We start from the raw sequence: 23,440 nt of genomic DNA on the forward strand, positions 1-23,440 counted from the left end.
AAAGTCTCTCTCACTTATCTTGTTCTTGCTGCAGCTGATGTTGGGCGTTATCGCAAATCCTGGTGATCACGGTTTCAAAATGGGCCAGCTCATCCGGATCTATACCCACCAGCAGCTTGGCCCTCACCTGGATGATTCTGGCTTCCATGGAGCGAATAACTTCCTCTCCTTGGGCCGTCATGGAAACGATGCGAGCCCTTTTGTCGTGCTCGCAGCTGTGGCGGGTGATCAACCCCTGCTGCTCCAACTGCCCCAGAGTACGCATCAAAGAAGGCAGCTCTATCTCCAGAGACTCGGCCAGCTGCTTCTGACTGATGTGGCCGCCCATGCGTCTCAGCTTCCACAGCGCGGTCCAGCGAGGATGGGTCAGCCCCAGAGGCGCCAACTCGTTATCGGCGACCATGCGCCACAACCTGTGTAAACGCCCCAAGCGCTCTCCCAGAGAAGTCTCGGTCAGCTGTTCTATATATCTGTGCATCTTGATTAACTGATTAATTAGCAGGCTAAGCATTTTATTTATTTAGCCTGCTAAGTAAATAGCCGATCGAAAATAAACCCGATCTGCCTCGCACATCTGTTCAGTAAGTAAACGGATCGGGACAAAAATTTGTCATACGTCGCAATCAGTTAACACAAGGGCCACTATAATTTTCCAACCTTGTTTGACCCGGTGAAGGTACAATGAGCCCAGCGCAAGGTCGGTGGCTATTACAAGGCTATTGAGATCCTGCGCCCTCGTTTTAATCACTCCCATACCTGGAGGCTAACTTGTTCTCACATTTGAAAATCGGCACTCGAATCGTGCTGGGGATCTGCGCCGTGCTTATCGCCATGATGAGCTTTATCATGCCCTTGGTACTGTCGGAATTTTCCGGCCAAATTGACAATGCCGAGCAGCGTGAACTGCATAAGCTGTATCAAACTGCGATTGCTGAAATTGACTCTTCAGGCAGATTGGCCGAGGCGCTGGCCACAGTGGTGGCCAACACCCCGGAAATGCAGCAGGAATTCGCCTTCGGTGACAGGGATTCACTCAACAACCGCAGCCAACAACTGTTTACCCCATTGAAGCGGGATTTTGCCGTGCAGCAGTTTCAGTTCCATCTGCCACCGGCCACCTCTTTCCTCAGGGTACATAAACCAGAAAAGTTCGGTGACGATCTCTCTGGGTTTCGCCAAACCGTAGTGCAAACCAACAACAGCAAGCAGCCGATAATGGGGCTCGAGAAGGGTGTGGCCGGCCTCGGGATCCGTGGCCTTGCTCCAATGACTTATCAGGGACAACACACAGGTTCGGTTGAGTTTGGCATGTCATTTGGCCAGCCTTTCTTCGATGCCTTCAAACAGAATTACCAGGCCGAAATTGCCCTGCTTACACCTGACAGCAGCGGTTACCGCCGTTTTGGCGGAACCTTTGAAACCGCGGCTTTCAAAGACACGGCGCTGCTGCTGAAAGTACAACAGGGAAAAGCTGACAAGTCTCTGATAAGTCTGAATAACAATAGTCATGTCCTCTACCTGCATCAGGTGACTGACTTTTCCGATAATCCCATTGGCGTACTGGCGATCGCCATGGATCGCAGCCACTCGGAAGCCAGCCTCTGGTATATCAAACTCAAGTTGGTGGCCATTGGTGCCATAGCGCTGTTGGCGGGCGCCGTTATCGCCTTCTTTATCGCCCGCAGCATCACCCGCCCTATAGCGCAAACCACCAGCGCCATGGAAGATATCGCTCAAGGGGAAGGCGACCTGACCAAGCGTATCGAAGTGAGCAGCAAGGATGAAATTGCCGATCTGGCGCGGGCATTCAATCTGTTTGTCGCCAAAATCCAGCAAACTATTCAGCAGGTGACTCAAGCCACGGACTCACTGGCAACCTCGGCCGAAGAGATGTCCGGCATCACCAGCGACAGCCGCCACAGCGCCGAGCAACAGCAAAGGGAAACCGAACAAGTGGCTACCGCCATGAACGAGATGGCTGCCACGGTTCAGGAGGTCGCCCAAAATGCCACTGTTGCCGCCGACTCGGCAGAGCAAGCCGATGCCGCCACTGATTCAGGTAAACAGGTGGTCAACAGTGTGGTTGAGCTGATGGCCGGGCTGGAGTCAGAGATCCGCGGCGCCGCGGCTGCTATCGACAAGCTAGAGCAGGACAGTCAGGCGATAGACTCAGTGTTGGAAGTGATCCGCAATATTGCCGATCAGACCAATTTGCTGGCACTCAATGCCGCCATTGAAGCAGCCAGGGCCGGCGAGCAGGGACGGGGCTTTGCCGTGGTGGCCGATGAAGTACGCACCCTGGCGAGCCGCACTCAGGCATCGACAACCGAAATTCAGCAGATGATTGAAACCCTGCAACAAGGGGCGCAGTCAGCCGTCGGTGTGATGCAAAGCAGTAATCAAACCATGGATAAGTGTGTTGCCGAAGTGCAAAACGCCGATGCGGCTCTCAATGAGATCCGCGCCGCGGTTTCCGCCATCACCCAGATGAATATCCAGATAGCCAGCGCCGCCAATGAGCAGTGCGCCGTCTCGGCCGAGATCAATCGCAATCTCAACAATATCAATGATGGCGTGGCTCAGGGCAGTGAAAGCGCCGCCCAGATAGCCGTCGCCGGTGAAGAGCTGGCGCAGCTGTCGGTACGCCTCAAGCAGTTGGTCAGCCAATTCAAGGTTTAACTCACTAAAGACAAGCCCACCGATTGGTGGGCTTCCTTTTATCAAAGGTTCACTGAGAGGCCATCACTTGCCGGGACGCACTCCCAGAGTATGGCAGATGGCATAGGTGAGCTCGGCGCGGTTCAGGGTATAGAAGTGGAAATCTTTCACCCCTTCACGGGAAAGCACCTTGACCATGTCGATGGCCACGTTGGCGCCCACCAACGCCCGGGTACCGGGATCGTTATCCAAACCTTCAAACTGGCGGTGCAGCCATCCCGGCAAAGACACATTGGTCATGGCGGCGAAACGCTTGAGCTGGTTGAAGTTGCCCACAGGCAATATCCCAGGAACAATTTCCACATCAATGCCGGCGGCCACACAACGGTCGCGGAACCTGAGATAAGACTCCACATCGAAGAAAAACTGGGTGATGGCACGGCTGGCACCGGCCTCAATCTTGCGCTTCAGGTTGATAAGGTCAGCCTGGGCATTGGCTGCATCCGGGTGCACCTCAGGATAGGCAGCCACCGAAATATCAAAGTCGGCGACCGAGCGCAGCAAACGCACTAGATCTGAGGCAAAACGTGTCGGCTTGGGGCTGCCTTCCGGCAGATCGCCCCGCAGCGCCACTATGTTACGAATACCGCTGTTCCAGTAGTGACGCGCCAACTCCAGTAACTCTTCATCACTGGCATCCACCAGCGTCAGGTGCGGCGCCGCCACCAGCTCGGTTTCCTGCTGGATCCGCTCGATCACGCTGTGAGTGCGATCCCGCACTCCTGAGTTGGCACCATAGGTGACAGAAACAAACTTGGGATTCAGTGGCTCCAGGCGCTGAATTGAGTTCCACAACAAGGTTTCCATCTCAGGCGTTGAGGGTGGAAAGAACTCGAAAGAAACATTGATGTCGCCGTTGAGCTCGGACAAGCTCTGGTTCAGCGAGTGCGCATGTTGTGCGTGATGAAAAGCCATTGAAAATTCCCTCAACTGTCTATCTGGACGTTTGGACGTCTATATGTCCACATACTAGAGAAACTGTCATTGAAGTCAAGCCCAAAGATGGTTTCAAAGGTGTATTTATCTTAATCGGTATAAAAGCCACTAATGAGTGTTTCTGCAAAGCCTCGGCTTTACACCTGGGGAGAGCTCTCGCACAAGTGATCCTGTGCCTGGAAAATAGGCGTATGTCTGCAAATCGCTCAAATATTTCAAGCTGCTCAGGACTAACAGAGTTGCACCTATTCCCCCTCGGTGTCGCCGAAAGCCGTTGGCGCAAATAACGTGGCTGAGGCATGGATGCCGAAGCAGCGACAGTCGAATCAGGGATGAGCGTCTGAAGCGCTAGTTATTTGCGCCATTAGGCCGAGGGGCTTTCGACACCGTGTGGGGCGGCAAGGGAGATCCAAGAGGGGATTGCTGTTGCTCCCCGCTTGGTCGGGTGTGGGGCGAAGCTCCACGACTTTAGGCCGCTGGCACAGCGGCTATCATTGCTTTCAGCTCAAAATAGCCAAATAACATAGATTGAACTTCCAGCAACGGATGTCTCCCATTGCCTGCCGCAGGCTTATGCACAGGCGAGCCTGTGACACGGCGTGAATACGTCCATGTAGCCTCGACGAAAACATCCTTGTTTTCGACGGTCACAGTTCCGCCTATGCCTGATAATTAGGTGTATGTCTGCAGCTTAAAACAACTCTGTGTGGAAAGAATTGCACCAATTCCCCCTTCGGAGCCGCCGCTGGCGTTGTTGCAAATTGGCGTAGCCGAGACAGGGATGTCGAGGCTCGAAGGTCGAGCAAGGATGCGAGTCCTGAGTGTAGCCAATTTGTTTCATAAGCCAGCGGGGATTTCGGCTACGTCGGGGGTGTCCTTGGGGATGCAAGGGGCTTTGGACAAGCAAAGCCCCTTGCCCGGTGTGGTTTGGCGAGAGTTGCGTAGCAACGTACTTTCGAGCGAGAGCCAAGGATGGCGAACTGGCCCTTATGCATGGAGGCATTTACACCACGACTTTACGCCGCTGGCACAACGGCTAGCATGGCTTTAAGCCAAAGCTCACCAATAAACTTGATCTCAGCTTCCAGCTAAACCGCAAGCCCGTCACCCGCGGTACGGATAGGCTGGAAGCCCGAATACCGTGAAGGACAGCACGTCTGAGAACGGCCTCTCACACAGGCTTTTCCTAGCCAAGAGGCAACCGGCTTCAAATATGACGCTAATGCCAACCCTACTCCTGCAGCAGATCGCGACAGATCTGCACCAGATCCGACTGTACTGCTGCGGCAGTCACTTCCCTACCGGCACCTGGGCCGCGAATGATCAGCGGATTGCCCTGGTAGAAGGCCGAGCGGATGACAAACACATTATCTCCCGGGGTCAGATTGGCGTATGGATGCTGACGCTCGACCCATTGCAGAGAGACTTCGGCGTTAACCTGGCCATCTTGCTGCTCCAATGAAGCCACATAGCGCAGCACCTTGTTTTGCTCGGCCGCGGCGGCAAACTGCTGCGCGAGAGTGGCATCCAATTCGGGGATCCGCTGCAAAAACTCATCCAGCGGAATATCGGCCAGCGCCTCAGGCACCAGAGAGCTTAAGCGAATATCTTCAAGCTCCAGTTCCAGACCGATTTCTCGAGCCAAAATCAACAGCTTACGCTGCATGTCACGCCCGGAAAGATCGTCCCTGGGATCCGGCTCAGTGATCCCCAGCTCTTTGGCCTGCAACACCAGCTCGGAGAAAGGTTTGATGCCATCGAAATGCTCAAACAGCCAGCAGAGCGTGCCGGAGAAGATACCGCCGACAGCCTCTACCCTGTCGCCGCTGTTGTGCAAATCATTGAGCGCGTGCTGCACCGGCAGCCCGGCGCCGCAACTGGCGTTGTAACGCCAGAACAGTCGGCGGTTACCCAGTTGCTGTTTCAGCTCGCGGTAGAAAGGCAATGGCCCGGAGCCGGCCAACTTGTTGGCACTGACCATATGAATGCCACGGGCAAAAAACTCAGGATACTGCAGTGTCAGTCCGGCGCTGGCACTGATATCCAGCGCCACCAGTTCATCGGCTTGCAGCAACGCAAGCTGTTCGAACAGATGTTCATACTGCCAAGGGGTGGCTTCGGCTTCAAACCTTGCCTGCCAGTCATCCCCAAAGATCCCTTCATTGCAGATCCAGGCACGGCTTGAACTCGCCAAACCAAGTAGTTCAACACTGGCCTCCAGCTCACGTTTGAGGCCGTCGCGGGCTCGGCCGAACAACTCCACCCAGGCTTCGCCTATGTTACCCACCCCCAGCAGAATAACGCCTATGCGTTTGCGGGGGCCGGCGCAGCGCCTGTGCACCTTCTGGGTCAGCAGGTTTACCTGCGATTTGGGCACCAGGGTGACCAGGCTGAGTTGATCCTGATACAGAGGCCGCGCTTCACGGCTCAGCAAGCGGGCAAAGCTGCGGCGATAACTGCCGGCGCCACTGCTTACCAGGGCCACCAACCCAAGCTCTCTGTCCTCGGTAATGCTTTGAATTTTGAGCTCGGATGTCTGCGCTTCCAGTAACTGCCAGACTTGGCGGGATAATTCGGGAGTATAGGCCAGCTCAAGTTTGTGTTGCCCCTGAGACCAGTAGGCCAGCGGAGTCAAACCCGCCTCATTGAGCGCATCGAGCGTCTGAGTCTGGGTGCCATTGAACTCCAGGCTCAAGAGTGACACCTGATTGAGATTGGTCACCACAGGGGCGCTTGCAGCATCACTCTTGGGGGCTATCAGGGTAAAGTCGGTATGAGAGGCGTAGCTCGAACGCACCGCCAGGCTGACCTCGGTATCAAACAGCGGCTGCAGGGTACGGCAATGCAGTACCGGGGAGCCGAGCCGCGCCAGGCGGTCGGCCTCAGCCAGCGACATACTGCTCAGCAGCCTGGCATCGGCAATCTTGTTGGGATCGGCATTGAACACCCCTTCGACATCTGTCCAGATAGTCACCCTGTCGATATCGGCCAGGCTGGCTATCAGGGTAGCACTGAAGTCAGAGCCGTTGCGACCGAGCAGCAGAGTTTCGCCTTGGCTATTGGCGCAGATAAAGCCGGTGATCACCATGCGCTCATCGGGATGCTCGGCCAGCAGTCGCTGCACCCTTTCACGGGACTCATCGAGGCGAATCCTGGGGACTGCGCCCTCATCGGCAATCAACAAACTGCGGGCATCCACATGGGAAGCGGCGACACCGGACTCCCTCAGTAGAGCCGCCATCAGTCTGGCCGACCAGCGTTCACCGAAACCCACCACCTGATTGCATTGGTATTCGCTGAGTTCAGGCAAGGACAACAAACTGGCCAGTTGCGCCTTATCTGTAGACAGACGCTCCCGCAGTTGACGCGCCTGTTCATTGCCCAGCAGCTGTTCAATCAGATTCTGCTGATAACCGACAAGCACCTGCAGCTCTTCCTGCCACAGAGCGCCAGATTCCTTCAGGTTCAGCAATTTATAGAGAAAATTGGTACTCTTGCCGGCAGCGGAAACCACTACAAGATCATCTGCATGACCATGGGTCAGCAAAATATGGGCGACCCGTCGGTAGCAATCGGCATCGGCGAGACTGGAACCGCCAAACTTATGTAGGTGACAACGTGCCATCTCAAGCTCCTTCAATTCAACAGTTTGCGGCTGCAGCCAATCCGGCGGCGATATCATCCAGCAGATCCCGGCCATCTTCTATGCCCACAGACAAGCGGATAAGCGTGTCTTTAATACCGGCTTCGGCGCGAGCATCACACGCCATGGCTCTGTGGGTCATAGTGGCGGGCACGGCCACCAGGCTCTCAACCCCTCCCAGGCTCTCGGCCACGGAAAACAGCCTGAGCGCGCCGAGGAAGGCAACCACCTGCGCCTCATCACCCTTGAGCTCAAAACTCAGCATAGCGCCAAAGCCACTCTGCTGCCTGGCGGCAATCTCATGACCTGGGTGGCTCTTAAGCCCCGGATAGTAAACTTTGTCTACCACGGGACTCTGGCTCAGCAGCGCCACTATGCGCTCGGCATTGGCCTGATGCTCGCGGATCCTCAGCGCCAGAGTACGCAGGCCACGCAGGGTCAGGTAGCTGTCGAAGGCGCCACCGCTCAGCCCGAGCGTGTTGGAGCACCAGTGCAGCTGCTCTGCCAGTTCAGGATCTTTGGCAATCACGGCGCCGCCCACCACATCGCTGTGGCCATTGATGTATTTAGTGGTCGAGTGCACCACTATATCGGCCCCCAACAGTAAAGGCTGTTGCAGCGCCGGCGATAAAAAAGTGTTGTCGACCACCACCAATGCGCCCAGCTGGTGGGCCGCCTCGGCAATAGCGGCAATATCCACTACCCGCAGCAGCGGATTGGACGGCGTCTCGAGCCACACCATGCGCGGCTTTTGCGCCAGGGCAGCGGCGAGTGCTTGCGGGTCGGTTTGATCCAAAACCTGCAAGCGAAACTGGCCCTTGGCAGCCAGATTGGTGAACAGCCTATAGCTACCGCCATAACAGTCATGGGGCACCAACAAGAGGTCATCCGGCCCCAGCAGGTTGACCACCAGAGTAATGGCCGCCATGCCGGTCGCTGTGATTGCCGCACTGCAGCCCTGTTCCAGCTCCCCCAAGGCATCCCCCAGAATGGAGCGGGTAGGATTACCCGAGCGGCTGTAATCAAAGGCTCTTGGCTGAGTGTGGCCATCAAAGGCATAGTTGGTCGACAGATAGATGGGTGGCACCACGGCCCCGTGCTGGCTGTCTGATTCGATGCCCTGCCGGACCGCTGTGGTTGCTAATCGCCGCTCTGTCATAATCGACTCCTGAATGCTGAGGTTCGACACCATAAAGATGTCTGGACGTCTAAATCTAACCAATGACCATCCAGCCGTCAATAGGCATCAAGACGTTTGGACGTCCAAATGTATGGATTTCTGTTCATATTGCACAGATTTTGCAGGCAATCATTTGACTGTATCCTGTAAGGGTTTAAAATCTGCTGCGAATTAGTGAGATCACAGGTGAATCAATGACTGAATGGAATGGCGAATACATCAGCCCTTATGCCGAACACGGCAAGAAGAACGAGCAAGTGAAAAAAATCACTGTCTCTATTCCGTTGAAGGTGCTGAAAGTATTGACCGATGAGCGCACCCGGCGCCAGGTAAACAACCTGCGGCACGCCACAAACAGCGAACTGCTGTGCGAAGCCTTCCTGCATGCCTATACCGGCCAGCCACTGCCCAACGATGGGGATTTGTCCAAAGACAAACCCGACAGCATCCCGGAAGAGGCCAAGCGCATGATGGATGCCATGGGCATAGAATGGGAAGACATGGAGTAAGTGTGTTGTCCCTCAGAATTACCTTATAGTTGAACAAGGATCGCGGTGCGATCCTTGTCTTTTTTGGGGCTTGCGAATGTTGTCACTGATAGATCCCGTCACCCTGCTACTGGCGTCCCTGATCATATTTACCGGCGCCCTGACCCAGTCGTTGATAGGCTTTGGCTTGGCCGTGGTAGCCACACCTTTGCTGTATATCGTCGATCCGGAACTGGTTCCTGCCCCTGTTATCGCCATGGGGTTTTCCATCGCCCTGCTGACACTGGTACGCGAGCGTGGCCACCTGGAATTCAACGGCCTGCAATATGCCTTGTTGGGGAGGCTCCCCGGCGGCCTGATTGGCGCCACCCTGCTGTTGCTGGCGCCGCAGCCTATTCTGGGCTTGACCATAGCCCTGATTGTGGCCGTAGCCGTATTCCTCAGCCTTAGAAAGTACAGCATCAAGATCAACCGCCTCAGCCTGTTTATCGCCGGGATATTTTCCGGGATCTTCGGTACCGTGGCCGCCATAGGCGGACCGCCGATGGCCCTGCTGCTGGCGGGTAAGGATGCCAGTCAGTTCCGCGCAGCGCTGTCGGCCTTCTTCATCTTCAGCTCATTGATAGCCTTGATTATTCTCGGCTGTTTTGGCCTCTTGACCTTGAGACACCTATGGCTTTCGCTGTTGCTGCTGCCTTCGGTATTTCTCGGTTTTCTGGTGGCTGGCCGCTTGGTGGGCCGGGTGGATAAAGAGAAGACCCGAGTCCTGACGCTGGCGCTGTGCGCGCTGAGCGCCCTGTTGCTGACCATCAAATCAAGCCTGGCGCTCATCAACGGTTAATTTTAGAAGTGATAGCTGGTTTGCAGTACGCCGCCTATGGCGTCATCGCTGCCGAACATGCCGGTGAGATCCAGCCGGAAACTGTTGCCTATGGCGAACCCTGTCCCGAGTGAATAAAGATCGGCGGTGTGATCATTGAGATCCTGGCGATAACCGAGCCGTAAAGCAACCCAGTCAGCAGGCCGGTATTCACCGCCCAAACGCCAATAGCGGCTGCCCTCAAGCTCGGCAAACTTGTCGTTGTCGGTAAGATCCAAGTCGCTGCTGAGTGAAAAGGCCGCCCAGTCATAGGCCACCCCTGCGGTAACCATAGGTTTCACCTGATAGGTAAGCTGCACGCCGCCGGCCTCTATGCTGCTCAAGTCCCGCTTGATGAGGTTGCGACCACTGACACCGATAACCAAACCATCCAATGGCTGGAATGCCAGACCGATATCCAGGTTAAAGCCAGTGTCATCGCTTCGATAATCATCATCGTTGAAGTCATCGGCATCGAAGTTATTGGCGCTGACGGCATAGTTGAAACTATCCAGCCGTTGCAGCTTGGGGGTGACTCCCACTGTCACCGGCATATTGACGATAGATAGCGGATAGCTCACGGCCACCCCGAGCTCGGAAACCGCCCCGGCCACCACTCGCCCTTGGGAGGTCAAATCTTGGATTTCCGGCGGATTATTGGGGTCCAGATTATCCAGGGCATCAATATCCGCGGCGGCGATTTCGGCTATTCCCAAGGCATCGAGATAACTCTTGAATACAAAGGCATAATTAAAACCATCCGAGGGCATGACCAAAGCCATATTGATACCGGCACTGACGTAAGCGCTATTGCCCTGCAGCGATTGCAAGTCACCACTGAGGCGCTTTCGGTAGTCATCGATAGCCGCTGTGTCGGCGGCGTCTATGGCATTAACCAGGGCGTCATAGTTATCCTGCAGGGCATCAAACTTATCGATCATCTGATCTTTATCGGCGCCATCGGCGCCGATGGTTGGAATGAGTAAACTGAAGTCATTGCTGCGGCGCGAAGGCAAAGCCAGCAGTGCCGGATTGGAAAAGGCCGCCACCTCACGATTACCGGCTGCCACGGCAACCCCGCCCATGGCATCTGAGCGGGCCTCATAAACATCCTGACCTGCCAGTGCCAATGTGCTGGCAAGTCCCGTGGTAAGCAGTGTCAAAAGACTCAGTTTCATCTCATCACCCTCTTGCTTTTATCTGTAACCTGACACACGCGGTTACCTGGGTTAAAGATAGTCCAAATCTCGATGAAACTATGGCATCAAACACAAAAAAGCCCGTACCAAATGATACGGGCTGAGGCTCAAACAGGTTCAGAAGTGCTTGTTAACCAAGATAGCTCTGACCTGCATAGAGAATAAAGTGTCTAAGTGCCAGCACGCCGGTCAGGCTGCAGCAGGCTACCGCCAGCATGGCTCCCTTGCTGTGACGGGTACTCGCCGGCAGCAACAGCATGGAAAGCAGCGGGATACCAAAACCTATACCCACAACCCCAATCCAGAACACGCTGGCCCAGACGCCGCTTGTCAGTGATGCCAGCGCGGCGGCAGCAGCGCCACCCTTGAAGTAGAGCGCGCAGAACAGCATAAACAGGAACAGGATTTCTGCCGCCATTACCGGCAATTCCAAACCGTGCATCCGTCCCAGCTGTGAGCAGTGCTTGTCTGTCTTGAACAGCAACAGTGCTACTACCGCGTTGGCTGCCGCACCGGCCGACAAGCCGGACACCAGGAACAGTGCCGGTAAGACGGCAGTGTTCAGCATGGGGTAGGCGTTCATGGCAGAGATCAGGAAGCCGGTATAGGCACCCACGACAATCGCCAGCACGAACAGCAGCACTTCCATGGTCTTGCGCAGGCCAGTCAGTGATTCTGCAATCCCCTTGAGGAAACCCAGGCCCCAGTTGCCGAGATCATCTTTCAGCACGACCAGCGCATAGGCAAAGGTCAGCGGAATGTAAACCAACAGCGCCAACACCCCGATGGACATGACAGAGGTCAGGTTATAGTTGATCAGAATCAGCCAGAAGTGGAATGGCTTGGTCAGGTCAAACACCAGACACAACATCCCCAGACAGATAGCCACTGGCGCTATCAAGGCTGCTGCCTTGAGAATGCCGCTGTCACCCTCTGTCTTGTTTTGCACCCAACGCAGCCCGATCCCAATCAACAGACTACCCGCCGACAACCCCGCCAAGAAGAGGTAAACGGCTATGACCCAGTGCCAGGTGACAGGGTCGTATTGCGTCATATCGCCCCAAGTATTATTCATGATTGGATCCCCCCTCTCTTGACAGGAATACGGTAGATTCTGGGTTTGGTTCCCAGATGGGTCTTGTCCTGATAAGTCACGCGGGTGTTGAGCAGAGTCGCCACCTCGCTGCCGGCCTCGTTGGCATCACCGAACACCAGGGCGTCTGTGGGACATACTGTCACACAAGCGGGTTGTTCGCCGCGCGCCAGTCGGGTGTCCTTACAGAAGTTGCACTTGTCGGCCACCTTGGTTTCCGGGTTCATAAAGCGCACTTTGTAGGGGCAAGCTGCCACACAGTACATACAACCGACACACTTTTCCGCCTTGATGGAGACTATGCCATCCTCACCCACATAGGCCGCTCCGGTAGGGCAGACCTTGACGCAAGGGGCATCTTCACACTGCTGACAGGACACCCTGTGATACTTGAAGTGCAGATGCGGCGCATCCCCGAATGGACCTTCTACCCGTACCTGCAGGCGAGTTACGCTCTCAGGTACACCGTTTTCGCTGCGGCAGGCGACGTTACAGGCCTGACAGCCGATGCACTTATTCTCGTCGTGCACCATCACATATCTTTTAGTCATCTTCGCCTCCCCTTATGCCTTTTCCAGCTTCACACCTGTGGTGTGTACGTTCATACCGCACACAGGTGCAGTCACGTTGGGCAGCAGGTTGCCGCAGTGCACGCCCTTGCCGGTCGCCCGTGCCAGCTCCTTGTTCTTGGAGCCAAAGCCCATGTAGGCGAACACAGTGTCGGGACGTATGCCCTTGGTCACCAGCGCATGGCCCTCTTCACTGCCGACACTGGATGTGAGGCGAATGGCATCCCCATTCTCAATGCCATGCTTGGCGGCGGTGTCCGGGTGGATCCAGACGGCGTTGTCGGACATCAGGTTGGCCAGCATAGGCACATTGTGGGTCGCGCCATTGGTATGCACCGCCACCTTGCCCTGAATAAAGTAGAGCTCGTCCGGCTGTTTCAGGGTCACTTCGCGATAGGCGATAGTGCCGCGTCCAGGCGCCATGTCTTCCACCTTGGCGGAGGTCAGTTCAATCTTGCCACTGGGGGTCTTGAACTTGAGCGCGCTGCCGTAAGTACCGTCTTCATCCACGGCTCTGGCGTTGGGGTAGGCGGCAACAAAATCGGCCACCATCTTGGGTTCGCGCAGCATCAGCGGTTTGCCGTAGCTGACAAAGCCCTTGTCCTTGATGTGCTGCAGCAGCTTGGCGTCTTTATTCACCTGCAGGAATTGCAGGGTTTCCATGTTTTCCCAGGGATAGTACTGCTCCAGGCCCATCTCTATGCCCAGTTCACGGAAAATTTGCCAGGAAGGCTTGGCATCGCCAATCACATCCACCACTTGCTGACGCAGGTAGTAGGCCGGGTTCTTGCCGGACTTGTCGGCCACCTCTTCATCCCGCTCCAGATAAGTACACTCGGGCAGTATGATGTCGGCCCAGGCGGCGGTTTCACTAATATAGACATCACAGGAAACCACAAACTCCATCTTCTTCAGGCTCTCAACCACCTTGGCGCGGTCGGTCATGGTCTGCATGGGGTTGGTGCGGCTCATGACCCAGGCTCGCAGTTGGTAAGGCTTGGCTTCCAGAGTCGCATCTATGATTGACTGATAGATACCACCGCCGGACCAGGCCATGGCAAACTGCTCATCCATCTGGTCGATGCGTTTGGCTTGCGGCTTGGGCAGTTTGACGCCCGGCTTACCCAGCTCAGGGGCCACAGCCTCACCGGCAAACTTGTTGTAGCTGCCGGCCTTCTTACCCATGTAGAGGCCACCCTTACGCTCCAGGTTGCCGATCAGCACGTTGGCGGCGTACAGCGCCCGGCGCATATCGAACTCTTCCGGAGTGAAGGTAGATCTGTGGCCAAAGTCGACCACGGCATGGGGTGCAGCGGCGGCATACTCATGAGCAATACGGCGGATATCTGCGGCGGGTACGTCGGAAATTTTCTCAGCCCAATCAGGGGTGTAGGCTTTAACCTCGGCGGCAAAGGCCTCAAAACCTTCAACATAGCGCTCGATAAAGGCCTTGTCATAAAGGTTGTCGGCAATCAGCACATGGCACAGCGCCAGGGCCACGGCCACATCCGAGCCGGGACGAATGGCATACCACTCATCGGCCTTATCGGCCACCACAGAGAACCTGGGTTCAAACACCACCAACTTGGCGCCTTTGTCGGCCTGGGCCTTCATCAGACCTCGGGTCTCGGACATATTGATCCCCTCATAGAGGTTATGACCGAAGTTGATGATGTACTTGGAGTTGGAGAGATCCCGCTTCACCTTGGTACCGAACATCGCCTTGGCGGCGACCACATAACCGCCTGGGCAAGTGGTGTTATGGGTAAAGGAGTTGGGGCTGCCGTAAGCCTGCCCCAAATAGAACAGGTGTCCGGACAGCGAGCCTGACTTGGAGGAAAACGCCACGGCTTCAGGGCCATGCTCGGCCTTGATTTGATTCAGCTTGCTGGCGATGGTTTGATAGGCTTCCTGCCAGCTGATTTCGGCCCACTTGCCTTCGCCGCGCTCACCGACGCGCTTGAGTGGTTTGACGATCCTTTGTGGATCGTACAGCAGACTATGACCGGCGCCACCACGGGCACAGACCTTGCCGCCGAATGATTTGGCTTCTTTGTTACCGCTGATAAAGACGTTTTTGCCATCAACAATCCGCGCCGAAATCGGGCAACGGGTTGAACACATCTCACACATACTGGCAATTTCAGTGGCACTGCCGGTCAGTGGGCTACGCCCCAAAGCCGCCAGCGAACCGGGCAGAACTCCGGCCAGGGCACAGGTTGCCCCTCCGGCTCCAGCCCCTTTCAGAAAGGTGCGCCTATCAAGCTCTATCATGGTTACCTCCATCCTCTCCCCCTTGGGAAAAGGTCGCTCACACAGGTTATTGTTTGAATTGGATTCCGCTTGACTACAGCGGCTTGAGCTCATTGTTTACCCATTAAATTTCTGTGGGTATTGTGGTAAACCACATAGGGGGAGCGAGTGTGATCCAGCCCCCGCAAAGACGCCGGAAAGGGCGTGAAAGTGTGAAGGGAATCCTGCCCCAGATTGATGAGAAAAGAGTCTGTAGATGCACTCCAAGAGTTAACAAATGCAACTTTAGCCGCGACAAATATTCACAAACGTTAAGCTGATCACGCCTAAAAAACCGCTATAAATCCCACTCACGGCTTCTCTAACAGGTCAACAGATAAAGATTAAAAACAAATAAATCAATACATTGCAAGTATAAAACCACCCAATTCATTAGATTTATTTCAATGATATTTTTATCAATTAGATTATTTTTATGAAGGTGATCCAGTTCAAAGCTGACGCACCTCAGGATTGCTAAATTGACAACCGCAAGGACACATAAAACAACAGCCCATTAACGGAGCGGGCGGTCACCCCAGAGGAATAGATGATGAACACCAGCAGCAAACTCGGCCTTCTGCTTTTAGCCTGTGCATTGGCCACAGGCGCCACCGCAGCCGACGGCGGCAACCCCAAGAAAGGCAAACACCTGTACAAGAAAGTCTGTAAAGAGTGTCACAGCAAAGCAGGCATAGGCGGCGAACTGACTCCCATGAGCAAGACCATGAGCCAATGGGACAGATTCTTCGCCAGAGACAAACACAAAGCCAAACCCGAGGCGTTTCAGCCTTTAACTGAGCAGGAACTCAAGGATATTCAACAGTTCCTGTACGACCATGCCGCCGACTCGGATCAACCCCAGACCTGCGGTTGATAGCGCGTAATCACTTAACTCATTAACAGTCAGTAAGCCAAGTATGGGGTTACCCCAGGGCTGCTTGCTGCCTGAAAACGACCGGCAAGGCCGGTCAGGAGAATCAACTATGCGTACTCTTATCGCACTGGCGGTGGCCCAGGCTCTGGGTTTGGCTCTGCTCGGCAGCCCCCAGCTCCAGGCCGGGGAACTGGATGACAGCACCAAGATCCGCGAGCTTAAACAGCAACTGCAGGAGATCACCGAAGAGCTGGATATACTCAACAGCCGGGTGGACAAGACAGAGCGGCACACGGCGCTCGATCGGCTGGAGATCAGCGGCGACTTTCGTACCCGAGCCCACTCGCTGCACTATGGCAATGTCACCTGGCATCCGGCGATCAAGATGGACTTCAACAACTTCGGCGCCAAAGCCATGGCCGGCGAACTGGGCAACCCCATGGATCCCACCTCGCCCCTTGGCAAGATGATGGCCGCCAACCCTGAGCTGGCCAACGCCTTTGCCCAGGGACAACTGCAGGGCGTTATGCCCTATGTGCTGGCGCCTTATAGCAGTGGCGACATAGACAATGACATCTTCTACACCACCCGGCTGCGGCTCGATATCAAGGCCAAGGTATGGGACAACGTCAGCTTTGCCGGACGCCTGACCATGTTCAAGGACTGGGGCGATTCCACCGGTGTGCAGGTGTTTGATTCCTGGCGCTCTTTCACCATGGACGGCACCAACTCAGGCAACCCCAGTGGCGACTGGCTGCGGGTCGAGCGCGCCTACTTTGACTGGAAAAACATCGGCGGCAGCGAGTTTTATCTGTCTGTCGGCCGTCGTCCCTCCACCTATGGCCCGCCGAGCCACTACCGGGAAAATGAAAAACGTGGCGGCATCCCTTCCGGGCACCTGGTCAACTTCAACTTTGACGGCGCCACTCTGGGCTACAAGCTTGGAGAGCTCACCGGGATAGAAGGCCAAGTGGTGCGTTTCTGTTACGGTCAAGGCTTTGAGTCCCAATGGGGCAATGGCGAGCTTTATGGCGATACCGTCAGCAAGGACACCCATCTGGGCGGTTTCAACATTGATGTGATCAACGACGGTAACCACTTCCTGCAACTGACCCTGTTTGCCGCGCGGGACATCAACGACGGCTTCAAGGGCACCATGGCCTTCCCCAACGAGTTGGCCGGGATTTTCGCCCCCACCCTCTACAGCGATCTGCAGAAATTCGACAACTTCAACTTTGTTACCCGGGTGCAACCCAGCGGGGTCATAGGCGACATGTACCTGGGCGGCCTGGGCTATGCCTATGAGTCCGATGACGATCTCAAGCTGTTTGCCTCCTTCGGCTGGACCCGCGGCGAGAGCAACGGCAACGCCGGCATGTTCGGCGGCATGTTGACCGACGCCGTGTTCCAGGCAGAGCTCAACAGCAGTGGCGATGAACTGCTGATGGTGCCATCCAGCGCCGAGTCCGATGCCTCCCACGATGGTTACGGCATCTATATCGGCATGCAGATCCCGGCGCCTTACGGCAAGTTCGGTCTGGAATACAACTATGGCTCCAAGTACTGGACGCCCTTCACCCAGGCCCAGGACGACCCGGTCGGCAGCAAGCTGGCCACCCGCGGCCATGTGGCCGAGGCCTACTACATCTTCGACATCAACCCCAGGATGTTTATCAAGCTGGCGGGGCTCTACTACGACTATGAATACACAGGTTCCGGCACGCCCGTGGGTGCACCTGTGAAGGTGGATGATGTGCTGGACGGCAGCGCCTATTCGCTATTGCCTGTGGTGGATACGGCGCTGGATATCAACGCCTCACTGACAGTGAATTTCTAGGGAGGAACACAGATGAAAACATTTTATCTGCCATTTATAGCCACGGCACTCTGGCTCGGCCTCCTGAGCCCAGCCCAGGCCGGCGGCCCCCACAAAGAGGTGCTCAAGGGCCCCTTCAACACAGGCTCGGAAGTGACCCAGGCCTGTCTTGAGTGCCATGAAAAGGACGCCGATGACTTTATGCTGTCATCCCACTGGACCTGGGAGCTGGGGCAGGAACTGCCCGGACGCACAGTCAAACGGGGCAAGAAAAACTCCATCAACAACTTCTGTGTTTCCATCGCCGGTAACGAACCACGCTGTACAGGCTGCCATGCCGGTTACGGCTGGAAAGACAACAGCTTCGACTTCAAGGACAAGACCAAGGTGGACTGCCTGGTGTGCCATGACACCACGGGCACCTATGTTAAAGATCCCGTCGCGGCCGGAGAGGTATTCAAGACGGTGGATCTGCTGCGGGTCGCCCAGAATGTCGGCAAGCCGGTGCGGGATAACTGCGGCAGCTGCCACTTCTATGGTGGCGGCGGAGATGCGGTCAAGCATGGCGATCTCGACTCCTCCATGGCCTACCCGGACAAGGCCACGGATGTGCATATGGACAGCGACGGCAACGACTTCCAGTGTCAGGACTGCCACACCACCCAGAAACATATGATCAGCGGTAACGCCATGGGGGTGTCCCCAGGTGGTGAAGATCATATCGGCTGTGACAATTGCCACGACAGTGCGCCACACGGCAACAAACAGCTAAACAAGCACGCAGCCACTGTGGCCTGTCAGACCTGCCACATTCCCTTCTTTGCCCGCCATGAACCCACCAAGCTGCACTGGGACTGGTCAACTGCCGGTGAAGACAGGGAAGAGAGCCTGGATCAATATGGTCGTCACAGCTACGCCAAGAAAAAGGGCAGCTTCGTTTGGGGCAAGATGGTCAAGCCCAGCTACGCCTGGTACAACGGCCGCGCCGATGCCTATATGGCCGGTGACAAGATGGATCCCGAGCAGGTCACCCGTCTGACCTTCCCCCTGGGTGACATTCAGGATCCCAAGGCGAAGATCTACCCCTTCAAGGTGCACACAGGCAAGCAGGTGTACGACAAGGTCAACAAGATGCTGCTCAATCCCAAGACCTATGGCAAGGGCGGTTTCTGGTCTGAGTTTGACTGGGATAAGGCGATTCGCTTAGGGATGGCCGCCAGCGAGCCCATGCAGGCCAAGGGCATCAGCTATAGCGGTCAGTACGGCTTTGCTCAAACCGAAATGTGGTGGCGTATCAACCACATGGTCTCGCCCAAGAGTGAAGCGCTCAAGTGCGCCGACTGCCACAATGGCGGTGACCGCCTCGACTGGCAGGCGCTGGGCTATGAGGGCGACCCCATGAAGCACAAAGGCGGCGTCCGCCACGCCCGCTGAGCAGATTCAGGCAAGCCCTGAAGACCGGCTCCCGCATCTCCCTGCCTCCCGGGAGCCGGTCACTCTCATCTGTTACTCTCTCATCTGCCACTCTCTCATCTGGTACTCTCCAAACGAGATGCCACTTATCCCCAAAAAAGACATTTAGACCCAGAATCGGGCCAAAGTGTCCAAGCGGCACTACACTGAATTAGACTATGACGGTAAATTCGGGTCATTGATGATGCAACTCCCTACAAAAAATGGCATTTTTCTTGCGTTGTCTGGGCATCCTTTTCTGTGGCAAGTGCAATGACAACAAAAGGCAAGACTTTTTCCTCATTAAACCGCTCCCTGGGTGAGCTCAGCGGCGCCTTTGCCGATCTGGGAACCTTTCTTCCTCTGGTGCTTGGGCTGATCGCCCTGAATCAGTTTTCTCCCCAAGGCATTTTTCTCGGTTTCGGTCTCTTTGCCCTGGCCACAGCCCTGTTTTATCGCCGCCCCATTCCCGTGCAACCCATGAAGGTGATTGCCGCCCTGGTCATCGCCCAGGGGCTGACACCCAGCATGATGCAAGCCAGCGCCATGCTGATGGGAGTAATACTGCTGGTACTGGCGGCCTCCGGCGCCATCAGTTGGCTGTCGCGGCAAATATCCCAGGCTGTCAGTGTCGGTATCCAACTGGCCATAGGGCTGCAGCTGTTGTGGATGGGTTTCAAGATGATGGCCGACGAGCCTGTGCTGGGATTCGGCGCCTTCGCACTGATTTTCTTTGCCCGCTTTATCCCGCTGCGCTATCTGGCCATGCCCTTGGTGATTGCCCTCGGCATGCTGTGGCAATACCAGCAAGGCGGCAGCGACAGCAGCTTTGTGTTCAACAACACGCCTTGGCACTTGAGCTGGCCCGAGTTAAATGACTGGGGCGCCGCGGCGACCCTGTTGGTGCTGCCGCAACTGGCGTTGACTTTGACCAATGCCGTTATCGCCACCTCAGTAATGGCCAAAGAGAAGTTCCCCGAAGACAGCAAGCGTTTCAGCCCCAAGGCCTTTGCCACCAGCTCTGGCCTGGCCAATCTGCTGCTGAGCCCCTTCGGTGCTTCGGCCATGTGCCACGGTGCCGGTGGGTTGGCGGTGCAATACCATTTCGGTGCCCGCCACCTATGGGCGCCGCTGATCTTCGGCGGCAGTTGCCTGCTAATAGCCCTCTCCTGGGGGGAAAACGTGGCCTGGCTGCTGAGCCTTATTCCGCTGGCTATTCTCGGTAGTCTGCTGTCCACCGCCGGCTTGCAGTTGGCCTGGTCCAAACGCCTCTTGGACGGCAAGCCTTTCTGTATCTTTGTTATCCTGGCGACCGCTGTGGTGAGCCTGGCCGTCAATGCCGCCGCCGGTCTGGCTGTAGGTGTGGTGCTGGAATTCGGCCGCCGTCAGTGGCAAACCCTAAGCGCACTGCGCTGATCTCAATCCACAAAGCCACCATCCCGGTTCAAACTGAGCCCGGGATGGTGGCTTTAGACTCGATGGAAGGCGTTATCTGCAGGGCCACCTAGCCTGCCGGGAAGCGTCGCGGCGGATTAAGCGGCACATCGTTTTGGCTCAAGGCCCACCTGGCAATCTCATCCTTACGCATAAAACCTACATCTGCATGAGACTTGGCATACTCGAGGAAGGAATTGAGTGCGCTGACGATTCCGGGGGCACCGCCTATCCTGTCGTGAACACTGATGGACATCATGCGTCTGCGGTCTGCCCCTTCGAGATAAAGGCAGTCAAATTCATCCTTGAGTTCCTGCAGGAAGGCCGCGGCTGTCATGGCTGTATTGCCGCCGAAGCGGCCTATATCGTTGTTGCGCAGGCTATAGGGCACCACGGCAAACGGCTTTCCTTTGACAGGGATCAGCGACGGCTCGTCGCGGCCCAGATCATCTATGTGGTAGATAAAACCGAGCTGCTGCAGTATCTCCAGCGTCTTGGGGGTATGCCGCATCCAAAAGGCGTTGAACCCCAACGGCCGCTGGCCGGTGATCCGCTCCAGAGTGGCAATACTCTGCTCATAGGAGCCGCGCTCTTCGGCTTCACTCATGCTGTACTGCGGCGTCCAACTCTGACCATGGCCGGAGATCTCATGACCATGCTCGGCCACGGCTCTGGCAAGCTCAGGAGCCAGTTCGGCAGCCCGCCCCACCATGTGCGACGTCACCTTGATACCGTGTTTGTCCCACAGTCGCAAAAGCCGAGGGATCCCCTCATTCATGCCGTAGGCGTACCAAGTCGGCGTGATGGTATCAACATAACCCGGCTCCATGGGGGGAAACGGCCCTTCGGCATTTGCCCCTTGGGCTCCCGCTTCAAACTGCATTGAGATGGAGATAACCAGGCGCTCACCATTGGGCCAGAAATGGCGCTTGCCTGCTGGGTTATTTTTGCCATCAGCGGCCGCAGCCCCTGGAAGCAACATGGGCGTGCTCATACCACCAGCGGCCACGGCGGTTTGACTTAGACCCAAACCGGCAGCCAGAGCGCCGCCGGCCATTAAAAATTGTCTGCGTGAATGCATACTCTTTGCTCCTTAAGGCTTGAGATTCATCTGGGAGAAAAGACTCTGATAGTCTTCCAGATGCCAGTTGTCTGTAATACGGCCTTGCTTAACCCGGTAGAGATCCACCGACTGAAAATTTATCGCCTGCCCCTGACCCTGCTGTTCGCCAAATTGGCCACTGAAATGACCACGAAACCTCAGACGCACAGTGACATAGTCATCGGCCACCAGGAGATGCTCAATCTCAGCGCTGAGATCCGGCACCGCCTGTCTGAAGCCCTCTGATGCCTGTAATACCCCGCCAAGTCCCTGGGGCCGCCCGCTTGGCAGTGTACGATCGACAAAGTGCTCACTCAGGGCTGCACGGGCAAAGGCCGGATCGCCACTGTTCCAAAATGCGGCGTAAAGACGGGCCGCCTGAACAATCTCGGCCTCAGCCTGACTGCCATCTGTCAACAGAACCTTGGGCACTGGCAGGTTTGTTGCCAAAGCAGCCGGTCTGGCCACTACTGATGCAGCACTTAAGGCCAGAGCGCTACAGAGCAAGGCCGGCCAAATGGCGGCGCGGCTCACGGCCCGAGACGCATTGATCGCCGGGCTTTCCCGCTTCATTGACCCACCTCAAGAGGCTGCAACGCCGGATAATCTGTGTATCCCTCGGCGCCGCCTCCAAACAGTGGGCCCGTGCCGAGCGGCGCCAGCGGCTTACCGAGCTGTAAACGTTTGGGCAGATCCGGGTTGGAGATAAAGGGGCGGCCAAAGGCCACTAGATCGGCATAGCCTTGCTCCAATACTGTTTCGGCGCGCTCAAGATCGTAGCGACCGGCAACCATGATGCAGCCTGGAAAGGCATGACGCAGGCTGCGACGAAAGCTTTCGGGAATCTCAGGAGCATCGTCCCAATCGGCTTCAGACAAGTGCAGATAAGCGACTCCTCGCTTGTTAAGCTCGGCTGCCGCCAGGAGTATGGTGTCGACGATTTCCGGGCAAGCCATATCCTTAAAGGTGACATAGGGCGCCAGGCGAATCCCCACCCGCTCCGGGCCTATGCGTTCGGCGATGGCATCTACCACCTGCAGCAGGAAACGCACTCTGTTGGCCTTAGTGCCGCCGTAAGCATCGTTACGCTTATTGGAGTTGGTCCGCAGAAACTGATCGATCAGATAACCGTTGCCACCATGTACCTCAATGCCATCAAAACCCGCTTCAACGGCATTGACTGCGGCATTGGCAAAATCATTCACAACCCGGTCGATATCAGCCTGGGTCATGGCTCTGGGTTCCGGACAATCCACCATCTGGCCGCCATCACTGCCGTTTGAAACCCACACCTGAGTCGCCGTCGGTGCTATGGCCGAAGGGGCTATCGGCGCTTCTCCCTTCTGGAATACGGGGTGAGACACCCTGCCAACATGCCAAAGCTGATTGAAGATTCGTCCCCCGGCGTCATGCACGGCGCGGGTAACCAAACGCCACCCCTGCAGCTGCTCTTGGGTGTAGATCCCGGGTGTAAAGGAATAGCCCTGGCTATCGTCGGAAATCTGGGTGGCTTCTGTGATGATAAGCCCTGCCGAGGCGCGCTGACGGTAGTATTCCGCCATCATGGCATTGGGAATATTGCACGGTTGACTGGTGCGCGAACGCGTCATGGGGGCCATGACCACCCGATTGGACAGATACAATCCCTTGAGGGAATATGGAACGAACAGTGACATATGAAACTCCTGATGACTGAATGGCGAGCTCGCCGGAACACTTCACAGGCTCATTGTCTATCTTTCGAACTTGATTGATAATTGGGCTATTACTTAACTTATTTTC

General features: G+C 56.1%; 18 protein-coding genes. 7 read left to right on the top strand and 11 right to left on the bottom strand.

The window, feature by feature from the left end; translation table 11 throughout:
* Positions 1-10: 10 nt before the first annotated feature.
* A complete protein-coding gene (gene slyA / locus HCX89_RS18085; RefSeq protein WP_167716913.1) occupies positions 11-478 on the bottom strand; it encodes a transcriptional regulator SlyA in 468 nt (155 codons plus the stop codon).
* Between the two features lie 353 nt (positions 479-831).
* On the opposite strand from slyA, the gene HCX89_RS18090 reads away from it, so the two are divergent.
* Entirely contained in the window at positions 832-2,679 is a 1,848-nt protein-coding gene (locus tag HCX89_RS18090; RefSeq protein ID WP_167716947.1) for a methyl-accepting chemotaxis protein, read from the top strand.
* A gap of 63 nt (positions 2,680-2,742) precedes the next feature.
* Here the strand turns inward: HCX89_RS18090 and metF are convergent, their stop codons facing one another.
* From metF to metB, 3 genes are all read right to left on the bottom strand, one after another.
* Positions 2,743-3,633 carry a methylenetetrahydrofolate reductase gene (metF, locus tag HCX89_RS18095; RefSeq protein WP_025887953.1) on the bottom strand — a complete coding sequence of 297 codons (891 nt, stop codon included), beginning with the start codon at positions 3,631-3,633 and terminating at the stop codon, positions 2,743-2,745.
* 1,252 nt (positions 3,634-4,885) lie between these two features.
* Positions 4,886-7,279, bottom strand: coding sequence for a bifunctional aspartate kinase/homoserine dehydrogenase II (locus HCX89_RS18100; protein ID WP_167716915.1), 2,394 nt, complete (start codon positions 7,277-7,279; stop codon positions 4,886-4,888).
* 16 nt (positions 7,280-7,295) lie between these two features.
* Positions 7,296-8,456, bottom strand: coding sequence for a cystathionine gamma-synthase (gene metB / locus HCX89_RS18105; protein WP_167716917.1), 1,161 nt, complete (start codon positions 8,454-8,456; stop codon positions 7,296-7,298).
* A gap of 215 nt (positions 8,457-8,671) precedes the next feature.
* Here metB and metJ point away from each other — a divergent pair, with 215 nt between their 5' ends.
* The gene (gene metJ, locus HCX89_RS18110; RefSeq protein WP_025889629.1) at positions 8,672-8,986 is read left to right on the top strand and encodes a met regulon transcriptional regulator MetJ; all 315 of its coding nucleotides are present in this window, start codon (positions 8,672-8,674) and stop codon (positions 8,984-8,986) included.
* A 76-nt stretch (positions 8,987-9,062) separates the two neighbouring features.
* On the top strand, positions 9,063-9,806 hold the full coding sequence (locus tag HCX89_RS18115; protein ID WP_025010192.1) for a sulfite exporter TauE/SafE family protein: 744 nt from the start codon (positions 9,063-9,065) through the stop codon (positions 9,804-9,806).
* A gap of 2 nt (positions 9,807-9,808) precedes the next feature.
* Here the strand turns inward: HCX89_RS18115 and HCX89_RS18120 are convergent, their stop codons facing one another.
* The 4 genes from HCX89_RS18120 to phsA form a co-directional block, all read right to left on the bottom strand.
* Positions 9,809-11,002: a conjugal transfer protein TraF gene (locus HCX89_RS18120; RefSeq protein ID WP_167716919.1), complete on the bottom strand. Its 1,194-nt coding sequence runs from the start codon at positions 11,000-11,002 to the stop codon at positions 9,809-9,811.
* A gap of 151 nt (positions 11,003-11,153) precedes the next feature.
* Complete coding sequence (nrfD, locus tag HCX89_RS18125; protein ID WP_044735268.1) at positions 11,154-12,098, bottom strand: NrfD/PsrC family molybdoenzyme membrane anchor subunit; 945 nt, start codon at positions 12,096-12,098, stop codon at positions 11,154-11,156.
* Positions 12,095-12,667 (bottom strand): 4Fe-4S dicluster domain-containing protein, encoded by a 573-nt coding sequence (locus tag HCX89_RS18130; protein ID WP_025010195.1) that lies wholly within the window; start codon positions 12,665-12,667, stop codon positions 12,095-12,097. Before HCX89_RS18130 ends, nrfD begins: the two co-directional genes overlap by 4 nt.
* Positions 12,668-12,679: 12 nt before the next feature.
* The gene (phsA, locus tag HCX89_RS18135) at positions 12,680-14,959 is read right to left on the bottom strand and encodes a thiosulfate reductase PhsA (RefSeq protein ID WP_167716921.1); all 2,280 of its coding nucleotides are present in this window, start codon (positions 14,957-14,959) and stop codon (positions 12,680-12,682) included.
* A 568-nt stretch (positions 14,960-15,527) separates the two neighbouring features.
* Here phsA and HCX89_RS18140 point away from each other — a divergent pair.
* From HCX89_RS18140 to HCX89_RS18155, 4 genes are all read left to right on the top strand, one after another.
* Positions 15,528-15,854: a cytochrome c gene (locus HCX89_RS18140; protein ID WP_025010197.1), complete on the top strand. Its 327-nt coding sequence runs from the start codon at positions 15,528-15,530 to the stop codon at positions 15,852-15,854.
* 109 nt (positions 15,855-15,963) lie between these two features.
* Complete coding sequence (locus HCX89_RS18145) at positions 15,964-17,691, top strand: DUF3373 domain-containing protein (protein ID WP_167716923.1); 1,728 nt, start codon at positions 15,964-15,966, stop codon at positions 17,689-17,691.
* 12 nt (positions 17,692-17,703) lie between these two features.
* Positions 17,704-19,104, top strand: a complete 1,401-nt coding sequence (locus HCX89_RS18150; RefSeq protein WP_167716925.1) for a tetrathionate reductase family octaheme c-type cytochrome — start codon at positions 17,704-17,706, stop codon at positions 19,102-19,104.
* Between the two features lie 291 nt (positions 19,105-19,395).
* Positions 19,396-20,538, top strand: a complete 1,143-nt coding sequence (locus HCX89_RS18155) for a putative sulfate/molybdate transporter (protein WP_167716928.1) — start codon at positions 19,396-19,398, stop codon at positions 20,536-20,538.
* 88 nt (positions 20,539-20,626) lie between these two features.
* On the opposite strand, the gene HCX89_RS18160 is transcribed toward HCX89_RS18155, so the two are convergent.
* Genes HCX89_RS18160 through HCX89_RS18170 form a run of 3 tightly spaced genes read right to left on the bottom strand, consistent with a single transcriptional unit; the run spans position 20,627 to position 23,334 of the window.
* On the bottom strand, positions 20,627-21,637 hold the full coding sequence (locus HCX89_RS18160) for a polysaccharide deacetylase family protein (RefSeq protein ID WP_025010201.1): 1,011 nt from the start codon (positions 21,635-21,637) through the stop codon (positions 20,627-20,629).
* Between the two features lie 12 nt (positions 21,638-21,649).
* On the bottom strand, positions 21,650-22,231 hold the full coding sequence (locus HCX89_RS18165) for an ester cyclase (protein ID WP_167716930.1): 582 nt from the start codon (positions 22,229-22,231) through the stop codon (positions 21,650-21,652).
* On the bottom strand, positions 22,228-23,334 hold the full coding sequence (locus HCX89_RS18170; protein WP_167716932.1) for an alkene reductase: 1,107 nt from the start codon (positions 23,332-23,334) through the stop codon (positions 22,228-22,230). The genes HCX89_RS18165 and HCX89_RS18170 overlap by 4 nt, the downstream gene beginning before the upstream one ends.
* Between the last annotated feature and the right edge of the window lie 106 nt (positions 23,335-23,440).

Origin of the sequence: Shewanella sp. Iso12 (assembly GCF_012030025.1) — a bacterium.
GTDB classification, from domain to species: Bacteria; Pseudomonadota; Gammaproteobacteria; order Enterobacterales; family Shewanellaceae; genus Shewanella; species Shewanella algae.